Below are 15,463 nucleotides of genomic sequence, written 5' to 3' on the forward strand. Positions count from 1 at the left end.
GCGGTCCGTCGAGCCGTCAGCCCTTCTTGGCCGCCTGGCGTCGCTCCGCGCGGTTGCTCGCGGCCGCCTGGCCGGAAGCAGTGGCGGCGTTGCCGAAGGAGGAGCCCTGCTCGGGGCCGGCAGCAGCCTCGGCTTCGGCCTGGGCCTTCTGCGCGCGCGCCGTGGCGGCCTGCTCGAGGCGACCGCGCTCGTCACGGACCTCGACCTCGCCGTCGATCGACGGAGCCGAGTACTCCAGACCCGAGACCTCGTCCTCGCTGAGCCCCTTCGCCTCGATGACGGCGTTCTCGCCGTCGGACTGGACCTGCACCTCGAGGTTGAAGAGGTAGCCGACCGACTCCTCGCGGATCTGGCCCATCATGCTCTGGAACAGGGCGTAGCCCTCGCGCTGGTACTCGACCAGCGGGTCGCGCTGCGCCATCGCGCGGAGGCCGATGCCGTCCTTCAGGTAGTCCATCTCGTAGAGGTGGTCCCGCCAGCGACGGTCGATCACGGAGAGGACGACGCGACGCTCGAGCTCGCGCATGGCCTCGTCGCCGAGGAGCTCCTCACGCTTGGAGTAGGCGAGCTGGGCGTCGGAGAGGATCTCGCGACCGAGGAACTCCCGCGTCGCCTTGCCCTTCGAGCCGGCCTCGGTGATGACCTCGTCGATGGAGATCGAGATCGGGAACAGGGTGCCGAGCTCCGTCCACATGGCGTCGAGGTCCCAGTCGTCCGGGGAGCCCTCACCGGTGTGGGTGTCGATCACGTCGTCGATCACGCTCTTGAGGAACGACTGCGCGCGGTCGTGGATGTCGTCGCCCTCGAGGATGTGCCGACGGTCGCTGTAGATCGCCTCGCGCTGCCGGTTCAGGACGTCGTCGTACTTGAGGACGTTCTTGCGGATCTCGGCGTTGCGGCCCTCGACCTGCGCCTGGGCGGACCGGATCGCACGACCGACGAGCTTGTTCTCGATCGCCAGGTCGTCCGGGACGTTCGACCGCCCCATCAGGCTCTCGGCGGCGCCCGAGTTGAACAGACGCATCAGGTCGTCGGTGAGCGACAGGTAGAACCGGCTCTCGCCCGGGTCGCCCTGACGGCCGGAACGACCGCGCAGCTGGTTGTCGATGCGGCGCGACTCGTGGCGCTCGGTGCCGAGGACGTAGAGGCCGCCGGCTTCGCGGACCTTGTCGCCCTCGGCCTCGACCTCGGCCTTGACGCGCGCGAACACGTCGTCCCACGCGGCCTCGTACTCCTCCGGGGTCTCCGTCGGGGACAGGCCCTTCGCGTGCATCTCCTGCACGGCGAGGAACTCCGAGTTGCCGCCGAGCATGATGTCGGTACCGCGGCCGGCCATGTTCGTCGCGACCGTCACCGCGCCGAGTCGACCGGCCTGGGCGACGATCGCGGCTTCACGGGCGTGGTTCTTGGCGTTGAGGACCTCGTGCTTGACGCCCTTCTTCGCGAGGAGCTTCGAGAGGTACTCGGACTTCTCGACGCTCGTCGTGCCGACCAGGACCGGCTGGCCCTTCTCGTGACGCTCGGCGATGTCCTCGGCGACCTGCTCGAACTTCGCCTTCTCGTTCTTGTAGACGAGGTCGGTCTGGTCGATGCGCTGCATCGGCTTGTTGGTCGGGATCGGGACGACGCCGAGCTTGTACGTCGACATGAACTCGGCCGCCTCGGTCTCGGCGGTTCCGGTCATGCCGGAGAGCTTCTGGTACAGGCGGAAGTAGTTCTGCAGCGTGACGGTCGCGAGCGTCTGGTTCTCGGCCTTGACCTCGACGCCCTCCTTCGCCTCGATCGCCTGGTGGATGCCCTCGTTGTAGCGACGGCCCATCAGGATGCGGCCGGTGTGCTCGTCGACGATGAGCACCTCGCCGTTCATCACGACGTAGTCCTTGTCGCGCTTGAACAGGGCGACGGCCTTGATCGAGTTGTTGAGGAACGAGATGAGCGGGGTGTTCGCCGACTCGTACAGGTTGTCGATGCCGAGGTAGTCCTCGACCTTCTCGATGCCGGGCTCGAGCACGCCGACGGTGCGCTTCTTCTCGTCGACCTCGTAGTCCTCGCCGGGGACGAGGCGCGTCGCGATCGAGGCGAACTCGGTGAACCAGCGGTTCGCCTCGCCGGAGGACGGGCCGGAGATGATGAGCGGCGTGCGGGCCTCGTCGATGAGGATCGAGTCGACCTCGTCCACGATCGCGAAGTAGTGCCCGCGCTGGACCATGTCGGAGGCCTGCCACGCCATGTTGTCGCGGAGGTAGTCGAAGCCGAACTCGTTGTTCGTGCCGTAGGTGATGTCGGCGGCGTACTGCTCGCGACGCTCGGCCGGCGACTGGTTCGCGATGATGCAGCCGGTCGTCATGCCGAGGGCACGGAAGACGCGGCCCATGAGCTCGGACTGGTACGACGCGAGGAAGTCATTGACGGTGATGACGTGCACGCCGCGCGACGGGATCGCGTTGAGGTACGCCGCGGTCGTCGCGACGAGGGTCTTGCCCTCACCGGTCTTCATCTCGGCGATGTTGCCGAGGTGCAGCGCCGCACCGCCCATGAGCTGGACGTCGAAGTGTCGCATGCCGAGGGTGCGCTTCGACGCTTCGCGCACGGCGGCGAAGGCCTCGGGCAGCAGGTCGTCGAGCGTCTCGCCGTTGGCGTAGCGTTCGCGGAGTTCCTTGGTCTCGTCCTGGAGCTCCTCGTCGGACAGACTCGCGAAGTCGTCCTCGAGGTCGTTGATGGCCGAGGCGTACGCCTTCAGCCGACGGAGGGTGCGCCCTTCGCCGATGCGGAGGACCTTCTCCAGCACGTTTGCCACGTGAGCTCCTTACGAGATCGTCACGCGCGACCTGCGCGATGCGAACAGCCAGTCATGCTAGCAACCCTTCACGGGCCTGCCGCTGGGAGTGGCGCGGGTGTGCGCGGCCCGCGAACGGACCGCGCACACGCTTCCGGGTGGGTGGGCGTCAGGCGATCGCCGCTGCCGGTTCGGCCTCCGTCGCCGCCGGGCGAGAGCCGGCAGCCTGGGAGTCGGCAGCCTCGGCGCCGGCAGCCTCGGCGTCGGCAGCCTCGGCGCCGGCGGCGGACGGGTCGTCGATCCCGATGACGCCGTAGTCCCAGCCCTTGCGCCGGTAGACCACGCTCGGGCGGTGCGTCTCCGCGTCGACGAACAGGTAGAAGTCGTGCCCGACGAGCTCCATGTAGTAGAGCGCATCGTCGACCGTCATCGGGGCGGCCTCGAACACCTTGTGGCGGATGACCACGGGGCTGTACTCCTCGTCCTCGTCGTCCTCCCTCGCGGGGTCGACGACCGGTACGGCGCCCGTCGCGACGTCCTCGATGAGCTTGCCGTCGGCGGGGACGACCCCCATCCGCTCGAACGCCGTGCCGGACGCCTCGGCCACCGAGGTCGGGCGGTGGCGTCCGCGGTGCACCTTGCGCCGGTCGCGTGCCCGGCGCAGGCGCTCCATGATGCGCGCGAACGCCAGGTCGAAGGCGGCGTACTTGTCCGACGCCGCGGATTCCGCCCGCACGAGGGGGCCGGGGCCGATGAGTGTCAGCTCGACGCGGTCCTCGCCCTGGGCACCGCCGGACTTCTCGTTGTGGCGGCTGATGCGCACCTCGAACGCGAGGGCGCGGTCGGCGAGCACGTCGATCTTCTCGGACTTCTGTTCGACGTAGGTGCGGAATCGGTCGGTGACCCCGATGTTCCGGCCCGTGATCGTCACGTCCATGTGGCGGCTCCCATCCAGACTCAGCGCGTCGCCTCCATCCGGCGATCCTGAACGCCTTGCCGCGAGGCTAGACCCGTCGGTCGCACCGCGTCACCCGATGTCGGTGAGTCGCCCGGACACCCACCGGACACCCAGCGGTCGTCGAGCGTTCACCGATGCGCCACGTCGGCGTCGCACCCCGGGGGCAGCTGCGGGGCCTCAGTCGTCCACGCTCGCGACGGCGACGCACCGGAACACCCGACCGCCGCCGACACGCACCGCCCGGACCGCTTCGGCCATCGTGACGCCGGTGGTCACGACGTCGTCCACGACCACGACGTCACGGTCCGCCACACCGGTGGCCCGGAGGCTGCCGACCGTCGCCTCGACCCGCTCGACCGCCGTGCGTTCCTTCTGGCCGCCGCGCGACGCGACACCCAGGACCGTTCCGCCCGCCCCACGACCGCCCGGCCCCGCCCGGCGCCGCACCCGCACGAGTGCGCGCGGGCGCCGCACTCCCCCGCGCGCCAGCAGCAGCACGACGGGGTCGAAGCCGCGACGACGTGCCCCCTGCCGGGACGGCGGCACCCGGAGCAGCACGGTCCCCGCAGGGGCTTCGGCGAGCGCCGCCCGGACGAGCGTGCCGAACCGCGACCCGAGCGGACGTGCGAGGTCGACGCGTCCCCGCAGCTTCAGCTCGAGGACCAGCGTGCGGACCAGCCCCGTGTACTCGAACGCCGCGTCGAGCCGGACGCCGGCGACGAGGCGGACGCGTCGGGGCGCCGCCTCGAGCGTGTGGCGGCAGGCCGGGCAGAGTGCGCGATCCGCCGCCCCGCACCCCGTGCAGGCGACGGGGAGGAACAGCCCGAGCACCGCGAGGGCGGCGTCCCGCCAGCGTCGATCCGTCGTCATGCCACGATCCTGGCGGCGACCAGCGGACCGGGGTGGGCCGGACCCGGTGTCGGTGGACGCGCCTCCCGGCTGGTGCAGCTGTGGAGGGGGCGTCGTCAGCGCTGCGTGCCGAGCACGTCGGCGGTGACGCCCGTGGTGTCCCAGCCGCCGCCGGTGGACTGGAGGACCGACCCGTCCGACATCCGGAGGAGCATCGAGCCGCCGCTGCCCCCGGCGATCGCCGTCGCGCTGCCGTCCGGCTTCGGGAGGGTGCTCGACTGCCCACCGATGGTGGACCGGACGACGTCCGGTCCGGACGGCGTCTGCGCGACCGAGGCCACGTCGGAGTCGCTGATCCAGGTGGCGCCGAGGGCGTCCCCGGTCGCTGCCTGCACCCGCACGGGCGGGCCGAACGCGGTGGGCGTGCGGTCGGATCCCCGGATGATCGCCATGACGTAGAGGGCCGGTCCGTCGCTGGTCGTGATGAGGGCGAGGGCGCGGGTGGAGTCGCGGGAGACCTGGAAGGAGACCAGCTGGCCGGACGGCAGGGTCGTGTTGACGCCGTGCGGGTCCCCGCCGAGGCCGTACGCGGTGACCTTCCGCGTGTTCTTCGCGGACGCGACCCAGACGAACCCGAGGTCGTCGATCGACGGCGACACGAGGCCGGCGGTCGCGTCGATGCGGAGGTGGTTCCGTCCGCGCACGACCGTCACGCCGTCGCCGTTCCCGACCGCGGCCGCCGTCCCGGAGGCCGACAGCGCGAAGGAGGTGGGGTTGAGCCGGGCGATCTCGTCGCCCATCCCGCCGCCGAGTTCGGCGACCTTCCCGCTCCCGAGCGCGGCGTACCCCACGGAGTCGCGGCGGTCGACGAGCGGGCGGGCGTCGACGTCGGGGTTCTGCTGCGCACCGGAGCCGCTGCCGTCCGGGACGGAGAACGTGGCGCCCTCGACGGTGATCTCGACCGACGAGACCGTGGCGACCGAGGCGAGGGACTTGCTGAGCTGTTCGCGCATCCGGACCTTGTCCTGGCTGCTCGCACGGAGGGCGTCGCTGGAGAGGTCGACGAGGGCGGTGCCGTTGTCCACGGTCACCGCGTTGAGGGAGAGCTGGGTGCCCTCCGGGAACGAGGACACGACGGACCCCTTGAGCCAGTCCGCCGGCCCGGCGAGCAGCGCGCTGGTGATCCGGGTGCTCGTCGAGGACCGGGCGAGGAACCAGCGCTCGTCGGGCACGAGGAACTTGTACGTGGGGTCGAAGAAGTAGAGCGCGTGCTGTTGGAACACCGACTCGAAGTTCACCGGCGACAGGATGATGCCGTCCGGTGCGTAGGCGATGCGCCACTCCCCGTCCTCGCGGGTGAACTGGAAGGTGAGCGTGGAGGAGGTCGGACGGACGGCCTGGGTGTACTCACCGTCGGAGTCGACGGTCGCGCTCGCCGTGAGCGTGTAGGTCAGCTCGCGTTCGCCGACGCGCTCGACCGCCGGGTTGCCCTGCCGGATCGTCACGCTGCGCCGCGGGTTCCACTTCTCGGCGAACCCGGAGGCCAGGAACTGCCGTGCGATCGAGTAGTCGTCCTGCGCACCGGTCCCCGCCGCGATGAAGCCGCGGAGGATCGCCGTCTGGTCGGCGCCGGCCACGGGCTTGTCCGGCCGGTAGTCGACGCCGGAGAGCGACTCGTCCTTGATGGTCTGGCCGGCGCGCACCGGACCGTCGGTGGGGATCGCGGCGCAGGCGGACACGGCGACCACGGTGACCGCGGCGAGCGCGACGGCGAGCACGTTCCGGAGGCGGGTGCGCATCAGTCCTGCTCCTCTCGGACGGCTCGGGGACCGTCGTAGGACTCGTCGAGCTCGGGCAGCGGGATCGCGGAGGTGGTCACGGCGACGCGTTCGTTCCGGGGCAGGGTGAGGACGAACGTGGACCCGGCTCCGGGTCGGGACCACACGTCGATCCGTCCGCCGTGCAGGTTGGCGTCGCCGAGGGAGATCGCCAGCCCGAGGCCGGTTCCGCCGATCGTCCGCTTGCGGCTCGGGTCGGCGCGCCAGAACCGGTCGAACACCCGGGCGGCGTCCTCGGGCGGCATGCCGATGCCCTGGTCGCGGACGGCGATCGCGACCGTGCGCGCGTCGCTGTCGACGACGACCTGCACGGGCTTGGCGTCGCCGTGCTCGATGGCGTTGCCGACGAGGTTGCGGAGGATGCGGCGGACGCGCTTGGCGTCGAGCTGCATGGTGGTGTGCCCGCCGGGTGTCGCGAGCTGCAGGTCGATGCCGGCCCGCTCCGCGAGCGGGCGGAACTCGTCGACGATGTCGGTCGCGAGTGCCGCCGGGATCACGGGTTCGGGGTCGAGCTGCACGGCCTGCGCGTCGAACCGGGAGATCTCGAGGAGGTCGGCGAGCAGCAGCTCGAAGCGCTCGATCTGGGCGTGCAGGAGCTCAGCGGAGCGTGCGACGGACGGTTCGAAGGCGTGCCGGGAGTCGTACAGCATGTCGCCGGCGAGCCGGATGGTGGTGAGGGGTGTCCGGAGTTCGTGCGAGACGTCGGACACGAACCGCTGCTGCACGCGGGACAGCTCGGCGAGCTGGGTGATCTGCCTGCTGACGGCGTCGGCCATGCCGTTGAAGCTCCGCGCGAGGGTGGCGATGTCGTCGTTGCCGCGCACCGGGATGCGTTCGTCGAGTCGGCCGGCGGCGATCTTCCGGCTGGTCTCGGCGGCGCCGCGGATCGGCACGACGACGAGCCGCACCACGAGCGAGGTCACGAGCGCGATGAGCACCATGAGCGCGACGCCGCCGATCGACAGGGTCTGGGACACGAAGTCGAGCGTCTGCTGGGCGTCGGAGAGGTCGTACACGAGGTAGAGCTCGTACTGCCCGGCGCTCGGGATCTGGAGCGTCGACCCGACGGCCAGTCCGGGCTGGCGGCGCCCGTGGTCCTCGAGCCGTACCGGCTGGAGGCTGAGCCTGCCGGTGTTCTTCCCGACCTCCTTGCGGAGCGCCTCGCTGATGGCGGCGTCGGGGAAGCCCGGGCTCGTGATCGTCTGGAGCCGCTGGATCCCCGACTGGTCCGGGCTGCGCTCCATCGCGATGCTCGTACCGCCCGGACTCGTCGTGTTCGACTGGATCGCGTCCTGCGCTTCGCTCTGCAGCGTCTCGAGCTCGGTCTGGTTGTTGTCCTCGCCCGCGGTCGCCGCGTCGAAGATGCCCTGCGCGACGATGGTGGCGCGGGCGGACTCGGCCTCGATCTGGTCGCGGCGCTGGGCGTAGACGTTGTTCGAGATGCTGATCATGACGGCGGTGCCGATGATCGCGATCGCGAGGCCGGTCGTGGTCACGGTGATCGCGACCGAGCGGAACATCAGCGAGCGTCGCCACAGGTACGCGACGGCACGCCACCCACGCCGCACGACGCGGCGCACACGACGGCGGAACCGGCCGAGCGGCGCGCGCCCCGGCGTCACCCGGCCGGACGGTGCGGCCGGCACGGTGCTCAGGCCCCTCCGGCCCGGTACCCGACACCGCGCACCGTGGTCACGATCTTCGGGTTGTCGGGGTCGTGCTCGATCTTCGCGCGGAGACGCTGCACGTGCACGTTCACCAGGCGGGTGTCGGCCTTGTAGTGGTACCCCCACACCTGTTCGAGCAGCATCTCGCGTGTGAAGACCTGGTTCGGCTTCTCGGAGAGCGCGCGGAGCAGGTCGAACTCGAGCGGCGTCAGCGCGATCACGGTGTCGCCGCGTCGCACCTCGTGCCCGGCGACGTCGACGGTGAGGTCGCCGACGTGCAGGACGCTCGCGTCGGCCGCGGTCGGACGGAGCCGGGTGCGGATCCGGGCGACGAGCTCCTTCGGGTTGAAGGGCTTCACCACGTAGTCGTCCGCGCCGTTCTCGAGGCCGGCGACCACGTCGGCGGTGTCGCCCTTGGCCGTGAGCATGATGATCGGCGTCCCGCTCTCGGCGCGGATCCGCTTGCAGACCTCGATGCCGTCGATGCCCGGGAGCATGACGTCGAGCAGCACCAGGTCGGGCTTCGTCCCGTGGAACGCGTCGATGGCGTCGTTGCCGTCGGCGCTGAACTCCGGCTCGTACCCTTCCGAGCGGAGGACGATGCCGATCATCTCGGCGAGGGCCTGATCGTCGTCGACGACGAGGATGCGCGGTGTCATGTGATGGGGACTCCGTGTGGCGTGCGGCGGTGCCCGGACGGCACCTGACCCCTCACGATAGCCGAGCCCCCGTCCGGCGGGGTTTTCCGACAGGATGGTGTCGACCACTGCTGCGTGGTCAGGACCACGAGGGGGCGGCGATGTCCGATTGGCAGGTACCCGGAGCGGCCGGCGGCCCGCAGGGTGGGGATGCACACGGGCCAGGAGGCGCGGAGCAGCCCGCTGCGCCGCGACCGTCGGCAGCGTGGCCGGGTCCTCCAGGGCCGGCGCCCGCGGGGTCGCGTCCCGTGATCCCGCTCCGGCCGCTCGGGCTCGGCGACGTGCTCGGTGGTGCGTTCACCGTCTTCCGGCGGAACGCCCGCGTGCTCCTGCTCTGGAGCGTGCTGCTCAGCGGCGTGCTCGGGCTGCTGTCCACCCTGGTCCGCACGTTCGGGCAACAGGCGCTCCAGTCGCGGATGATCTCGGCGTTCGACGCCGGCAGCGGATCCGACTCGGTCCTCGCCGGCTCGTTCACCCTCTGGGTCCTGCTCTCGACCGGCCTGCCCTTCCTGGCGACACTCGCGCGCGGGTTCCTCGTCGCGCCGGTCGCCGCTGACACGGGCCAGCGGGTCCTCGGGCGGCGGGCGACCTTCCGCGGGCTGTGGGCCCTGCTCGCCGGACGCCGCTGGTCGGTGGTCGCCTGGATCCTGCTGCAGCTCGCCGCGGGAGTGGTGGTCGCGAGCGTGTTCGTCCTCGTCCTGATCGGGCTCGTCGCCGCGTCGTCCCAGGACGGTTCCGGCCTCGGGACCGTCGTGGCCGTGGTCGTCGCGATGGTCCTCGGCTTCGTCGTGGTGCTCGTCTGGCTGGGCACGAAGTTCGCCTTCACGGTGCCGACGATCGCGCTCGAGGGACGGCCGGTGTTCGCCGCCGCCGCGCAGTCGTGGCGCCTCACGCGCGGCGCGTTCTGGCGGACGTTCGGCATCGTCCTCCTCGTGAACGTCGTGTTCGGGTTCGCGGTGTCGATCGCGTCGTTCCCGCTCACGATCGGCGCGGTGCTCCTGAGCGGCGTGTTCGACCCCCTCGGACAGACCGGCGCCGGGTCCGGTGCCGGTGCGGGCGGCGTGGTCGCGATCATCGTGGGGAGCCTCCTCGCGATGGCGGTGCAGTGCATCACCGACGTCCTGTCCGCCTCGATCCTGACCTTCCTCACGATCGACCGGCGGATCCGTACCGAGGCGCTCGACCAGCGCATCGCGTCCCACCTCGAGACGGGGACGCCGAGCGACCCGTTCGCGCCCGCGCCGCAGGTCGTGCGGCCGCCGTGGCCGGGGCAGCAGTGGCCGGGGCAGCAGCAGGCACCGTGGCCGGGGCAGCAGCAGGCACCCTGGCCCGCTGCGCCGCAGCGGCAGGCACCCTGGCCCGGTGCGCCGCAGCAGCAACCCGGAGCGGCGCAGCAGCCGCCGCCCGCGGAGTGGGGCGGCTCGCCCGGACGCTACCCGCCGGACGGCCGGGCATGAGCGTCGACCCCGACGAGGCCCGCCGCCTCCTCGAGCACGAACTGGAGCGGTCCGAGTACGACGGCGCCCACGTGACCTGGTGGGACCGTGCGTCCCGCGCCGTCCTCGACTGGCTCGGCTCGTTCCGGGCCGACGGTCTCGGATCGCCCACGGTCGCGCACACGCTCCTCGGGCTGGCCGTCGTCGTCCTCGTCGCGGTCGTCGTGCTCGTCGTCGTCGCCCGCGGCCTCCCCCGCCGACGTGCCCGGCTCGGCCGCCAGGACGTCGGCGGCGTGTTCGACGAGGACGACCTCCGGTCCGCCCGCGCGATCGCCGACGACGCCCGCGCCGCGTACCGCGCCGGCGACTGGGCCCGTGCGGTGCTCGACGGGTACCGGGCACTCGCCAGGGGCCTCGGCGAACGCGACCTCGTCCCCGACGTGCCCGGGGCGACCGCCCGCGCGATCGCAGGACGTGCAGGCGTCGTGTTCCCGGCCGAGGCCGAGCGCCTCGATCGCGCGGCGGCGACCTTCGACGACGTGCGCTACCTCGGCGGGGACGCCACCGAGGCCGACGCCCGGACCCTCCTCGACACCGAGCAGGCCGTCCGCGCCGCGCGACCCGCTCGACCGGCCGCGCCGGCGGTCCCCGCGTGAGCGCCGCGACCGCCCCGACGACGCCCGGCACCGCCGGTGCGCAGCGGACGAGCCGCGGATCCCGTGTCGGCTTCTGGGTCGCCATCGTGCTCGTCGGCGTGCTGCTCGCCGCGCTCACCGCCGTCGTCGAGGGATCGGACCGACCGGCGCCGGATGCACTCGACCCCACCTCCGCGACCGCGAGCGGCGCGAAGGCACTCGTCCGCGTGCTCGAGCAGCGCGGCACCGACGTCCGCGTCGTCGACCGCGCCGACCGGATCGCCGACGGCACCGTCTTCGTCGACGACGCCGATGGCGCGCTCGACCCCGCCGTGGCCGAGCAGCTCGCACGACGGGCGTCCCACGTCGTCCTCGTGACGACGACCCCGGCGACCCTCGAGGCGTTCGGCCTGCACGTCGAGGCGGCGGCCCAGGTCCCCGGCCACGACACCGTGTCCACCGCGTCCTGCGCCATCCCGGCCGCCGCGGACGCCCGACGGATCACGAGCACCGGCACCGGCTACCGGGTGCCGGACGGCGAGCACGCACCCGGCACCGACCTCTGCGCCCCGGCCGGCACCGGCGCCGAGCGCTCGTACGGGCTCGTCCGGACCGACACCCCGGCCGGGGACGTGACCCTCGTCGGCACCACCGATGCGTTCCGCAACGACACGATCACCACGGCGGGGAACGCCGCGCTCGCCCTCGGGCTGCTCGGCGGGGACCCGACGCTCACCTGGTACACGCCCACCCCCGGCACCGCCGACGCCGCTCCGACCCTCGGGTCGTTCGCGCCTCTGTGGGTCCCGGGAGCCCTGGCGCTGCTCGCCCTCGTGGCGGTGGCCGCCGGGGTGTGGCGCGGACGTCGCCTCGGGCCGCTCGTCGTCGAGCGGATGCCCGTCGTCGTGCGGGCGGCGGAGACCACCGAGGGCCGCGCCAGGCTCTCCGCCCGCACCAGGGACCGCACCCACGCGCTCGACACCCTCCGTGTCGCCGCGATCCGCCGGACCGCCCGCCGACTCGGACTCCCCCGGTCCGCGCACGTCGACGAGGTGGTCCGCGCCGCCGCGCGCGCGACGGGGATCCCGGACCGCCACGTCGGGTCGGTGCTCGTGGGCGGCCCCGTCCCGGACGACCGCGCACTCGTGACGGGTGCCGCAGCGCTCGACGAACTCGAGCGCGCCGTCCTCGCCGTCACCACCGGCGACCGACCGACCGACCACGACCGACGAGGAGCACGACCGTGACCGATCCCGCCACCACCCAGACCGAGCGGCCGCGCGCGGCCGGAGACCCGTTGCGCGACGCCTTCGGACGCCTGCGCTCCGAGGTCGGCAAGGCCGTCGTCGGACAGGAGGGCGCCGTCTCCGGGATGATCGTCGGCATCCTGGCCCAGGGGCACGTCCTCCTCGAGGGCGTTCCCGGCGTCGCGAAGACGCTCCTGGTGCGCAGCCTCGCGGCAGCGATGGCGCTCGACACCAAGCGCATCCAGTTCACGCCGGACCTCATGCCCGGCGACGTCACCGGGTCGCTCGTCCACGACCCCTCCACCGGCACGTTCCCGTTCCGAGAGGGGCCGGTCTTCACGAACGTGCTCCTCGCCGACGAGGTGAACCGGACGCCGCCCAAGACGCAGTCCGCGCTCCTCGAGGCCATGGAGGAACGCCAGGTCAGCGTCGACGGCGCCGCGCACCCGCTCCCCGACCCGTTCTTCGTCGCCGCGACGATGAACCCCATCGAATTCGAGGGCACCTACACGCTCCCCGAGGCCCAGCTCGACCGGTTCCTCATGAAGCTCACCCTCGACGTGCCACCGCGCGACGTCGAGTGGCAGGTGCTCCGACGCCACGCCGACGGGTTCGTCCCGCGGGACGTCCGCTCCGCCGGGGTCACCCCCGTGCTCGGCGTCGACGAGGTCCTCGCCGCACAGCGTGCCGTCCGCGGCGTCGGTGCACGTGACGACGTCCTCGCGTACGTCGTCGACCTCGCCCGGGCGACCCGGCAGGCACCGTCGGTGCGGGTCGGTGTCAGCCCCCGTGGCGCCACCGCCCTCCTCGCCGCCGCCAAGGCCTGGGCCTGGCTCACCGGGTACGACGCCATCACCCCGGACCACGTGCAGGCGATGCTCCTGCCGGTGTGGCGGCACCGCCTGCGGGTCGCGGCGGACGCCGAGCTCGAGGGCGTGGGCGCCGACGGGGTGCTGCAGCAGGTGCTCGAACAGGTCCGGGTGCCGATCTAGTGGCGATCTCCGGCAGGTTCGTCGCGCTGCTCGCCGTCGCGATCGTGCCCACCGTGCTGCTCGGCACGGCGTGGGCCGGTCTCGCGTGGGCGGGGGTCGTCCTGCTCGCCGCCGTCCTCGACGTGCTGCTCGCCGCCGACCTCCGCCACGTGCGCGTCGAACGGCGCATGCCCCGGCTCGCCCGACGCGACACGACCGCCGACGGCGTCCTCGTGCTCGTGAACGACGGACGTCGACCCGTCCGGGGGATCGTGCGGGACATGTGGGAGCCCTCCGCCGGCCACGCACCCCGGCGGCTCGAGATGCGGGTACCGGCAGGTGAACGACGGGTGGCCCGCGTGCGGTTCGCACCGTTCCGTCGCGGGCGCCGCACCACCGTCGGGGTGGCCGTCCGGGCGTTCGGACCGCTCGGTCTCGGCGCCCGCCAACGGGTGCTCGACGCCCCCGGCGAACTCGTCGTGACGCCTCCGTTCCGCTCCCGTCGGCACCTGCCGTCCCGACTCGCCAGGCTCCGGGAGCTCGACGGGGAGACCACGCTGCAGCTCCGCGGCCACGGCACCGAGTTCGACTCCCTGCGCGACTACGTCCGGGGCGACGACGTCCGCTCCATCGACTGGCGCGCCACGGCCCGACGGCAGGACCTCGTGGTGCGGACCTGGCGTCCGGAACGCGACCGCCGCGTGATCGTGGTCGTCGACGCCGGTCGAGCGGGAGCCGGACGCGTCGACGACGAACCGCGGCTCGACACCTTCATCGAGTCCGCGCTGCTCCTCGGCGCACTCGCCGCGGCGGCGGGCGACCGGGTGGACCTCGCGGTGCTCGACGACGCCGTCCGCGGCCGCGTGCACGGCGCGTCACGCAGCGACGTCGTCCAGCGGTTCGGTGAGACGCTCGCGCTCGCCGAGCCGGGTCTCGCGGCGACCGACTGGTCCGCGGTCCCGACCCTCGTCGACTCCATCACCACCGCGCGCGCACTCGTCGTGCTCGTGTCGAGCCTGGACTCGGTCGGCGCCTCGGGCGACCTGCTCGCCGTGCTCCCCCGTCTGGCTCGGCGACACGCCGTCGTCGTGACGAGCGTGGTGGACCCGATGGTCGAGCAGATGGCGAGCGGGTCCGTGGAGGCGACACCCCGCCCACCGGGCCCGCGGGGCGGACGCGTGCCGTCCCTCCCGGACCGCGCGGAGCGCAACGTGTACCGACGGGCCGCCGCGGAACGCACGCTGCTCGACGCCGACGGCGTCGCCGACGTCGCCCGGCGAGCCGGTGTGGAGGTCGTCCGGGCCGTGCCCGAGCAGGTGCCACCGCTCGTCGCGGACGCGTACATCCGGGCGAAGGCGACCGGGCGACTGTAGACGTCAGTCCGCGACGAGCGCGGAGGTCCCCCGCTCGAACTCGTCGAGGTCGCCGCGCTGCCCCGCCCGGTGCGCCCGGCCGCCGAGCACCCACTGGTACCAGAGCACCGCCGCGAGGGCGACCGTGCCGATCCCGATCTTCAGCGGCCACGGCCACTCCTGGCGGGTGACGGTCCCCTCGACGAGACCGGACAGCAGCAGCGTGAGCGTCAGCCCGACGGCGATGGTGATGAGCGCTCGACCGTCCTCGGCGAGGGCCTGCCCGCGGGTACGGGCCCCCGGAGCCACCCACGACCAGGAGATCATCAGACCGGCCGCAGCCGCGAGGAACACCGAGTAGAGCTCGAGCTGGCCGTGCGGGGCGATGTAGAGGAAGAAGTCGCCGAGCCGCCCCTGGCCGTGCATGATCGCCGCCGAGACGCCGAGCCCGATCGCGTTCTGCCCGATCGAGAACGGGACGAACAGCCCCGTGATGCCGAACGCGACCATCGAGGCGGCGATGTACGCGTTGTTCGTCCACACCTGCGCCGTGAACGCCCCGAGACCGTGGTCGGAGTAGTAGTCCTGGAAGTCCTGCGTCGCGTACCGGTGCAGCGCCTCGGGCGTGCCGAAGGTGTCCAGCGCGCCGGGCGTCGTGGTGATCCAGACCGCCACCACCGCCGCGATCGCGACGGTCGCTGCGGCCACCCAGAGGGTCACCCAGCGGATGCGGTACAGGGCGGCGGGGAGCTGCAGGACGAAGAACGACGTCACGGCCGTGACCGGGTCGACGGGTGTGCCGGTGAACCGAAGCCGTGCGCGGAAGAGCGTCAGCGAGAGCCGGTCGCCCACTGCCGTGCGCGGTGCGGCGCCGCGGATCCGGGCGAGGTCGGTGGCGCCCTCCTGGTACGCGGACACGAGTCGGTCGACGTCGGCGCCGGTGGCGTGACGGCTGCGGGCGAGGCGGTCGAGTTCCTGCCAGCGCTCGCGGTGCACCTCGGTGTAGGCGTCCAGGTCCACAGCGTCTCCCCCGCTC

At 72.6% G+C, this 15,463-nt stretch carries 12 protein-coding genes; 5 read left to right on the plus strand and 7 right to left on the minus strand.

Annotated features, from left to right (window positions below; all coding sequences use genetic code 11):
- Positions 1-16 precede the first annotated feature (16 nt).
- From secA to mtrA, 6 genes are all read right to left on the minus strand, one after another.
- Positions 17-2,797 carry a preprotein translocase subunit SecA gene (gene secA, locus ACTJKO_RS08620; RefSeq protein WP_440687697.1) on the minus strand — a complete coding sequence of 927 codons (2,781 nt, stop codon included), beginning with the start codon at positions 2,795-2,797 and terminating at the stop codon, positions 17-19.
- A 148-nt stretch (positions 2,798-2,945) separates the two neighbouring features.
- Positions 2,946-3,713 carry a ribosome hibernation-promoting factor, HPF/YfiA family gene (hpf, locus tag ACTJKO_RS08625; RefSeq protein ID WP_440687699.1) on the minus strand — a complete coding sequence of 256 codons (768 nt, stop codon included), beginning with the start codon at positions 3,711-3,713 and terminating at the stop codon, positions 2,946-2,948.
- A gap of 198 nt (positions 3,714-3,911) precedes the next feature.
- Entirely contained in the window at positions 3,912-4,604 is a 693-nt protein-coding gene (locus tag ACTJKO_RS08630) for a phosphoribosyltransferase family protein (protein WP_440687701.1), read from the minus strand.
- A gap of 95 nt (positions 4,605-4,699) precedes the next feature.
- Positions 4,700-6,382 carry a GerMN domain-containing protein gene (locus ACTJKO_RS08635; RefSeq protein ID WP_440687703.1) on the minus strand — a complete coding sequence of 561 codons (1,683 nt, stop codon included), beginning with the start codon at positions 6,380-6,382 and terminating at the stop codon, positions 4,700-4,702.
- On the minus strand, positions 6,382-8,067 hold the full coding sequence (mtrB, locus tag ACTJKO_RS08640; RefSeq protein WP_440687705.1) for an MtrAB system histidine kinase MtrB: 1,686 nt from the start codon (positions 8,065-8,067) through the stop codon (positions 6,382-6,384). The genes ACTJKO_RS08635 and mtrB overlap by 1 nt, the downstream gene beginning before the upstream one ends.
- 5 nt (positions 8,068-8,072) lie before the next feature.
- Positions 8,073-8,747 carry an MtrAB system response regulator MtrA gene (gene mtrA / locus ACTJKO_RS08645; RefSeq protein WP_440687707.1) on the minus strand — a complete coding sequence of 225 codons (675 nt, stop codon included), beginning with the start codon at positions 8,745-8,747 and terminating at the stop codon, positions 8,073-8,075.
- A 287-nt stretch (positions 8,748-9,034) separates the two neighbouring features.
- Here mtrA and ACTJKO_RS08650 point away from each other — a divergent pair, with 287 nt between their 5' ends.
- The 5 genes from ACTJKO_RS08650 to ACTJKO_RS08670 are packed head-to-tail and all read left to right on the plus strand — an operon-like array spanning position 9,035 to position 14,448.
- A complete protein-coding gene (locus ACTJKO_RS08650; protein WP_440687709.1) occupies positions 9,035-10,243 on the plus strand; it encodes a glycerophosphoryl diester phosphodiesterase membrane domain-containing protein in 1,209 nt (402 codons plus the stop codon).
- Complete coding sequence (locus ACTJKO_RS08655; RefSeq protein ID WP_440687711.1) at positions 10,240-10,878, plus strand: DUF4129 domain-containing protein; 639 nt, start codon at positions 10,240-10,242, stop codon at positions 10,876-10,878. Before ACTJKO_RS08650 ends, ACTJKO_RS08655 begins: the two co-directional genes overlap by 4 nt.
- On the plus strand, positions 10,875-12,104 hold the full coding sequence (locus ACTJKO_RS08660) for a DUF4350 domain-containing protein (protein ID WP_440687713.1): 1,230 nt from the start codon (positions 10,875-10,877) through the stop codon (positions 12,102-12,104). Before ACTJKO_RS08655 ends, ACTJKO_RS08660 begins: the two co-directional genes overlap by 4 nt.
- Positions 12,101-13,096 (plus strand): AAA family ATPase, encoded by a 996-nt coding sequence (locus tag ACTJKO_RS08665; RefSeq protein ID WP_440687715.1) that lies wholly within the window; start codon positions 12,101-12,103, stop codon positions 13,094-13,096. Before ACTJKO_RS08660 ends, ACTJKO_RS08665 begins: the two co-directional genes overlap by 4 nt.
- Entirely contained in the window at positions 13,096-14,448 is a 1,353-nt protein-coding gene (locus ACTJKO_RS08670; RefSeq protein ID WP_440687717.1) for a DUF58 domain-containing protein, read from the plus strand. Before ACTJKO_RS08665 ends, ACTJKO_RS08670 begins: the two co-directional genes overlap by 1 nt.
- A 3-nt stretch (positions 14,449-14,451) precedes the next feature.
- On the opposite strand, the gene ACTJKO_RS08675 is transcribed toward ACTJKO_RS08670, so the two are convergent.
- Complete coding sequence (locus tag ACTJKO_RS08675) at positions 14,452-15,447, minus strand: stage II sporulation protein M (protein WP_440687719.1); 996 nt, start codon at positions 15,445-15,447, stop codon at positions 14,452-14,454.
- Between the last annotated feature and the right edge of the window lie 16 nt (positions 15,448-15,463).

Source organism: Curtobacterium sp. 22159 (genome assembly GCF_052045775.1).
GTDB lineage: Bacteria > Actinomycetota > Actinomycetes > Actinomycetales > Microbacteriaceae > Curtobacterium.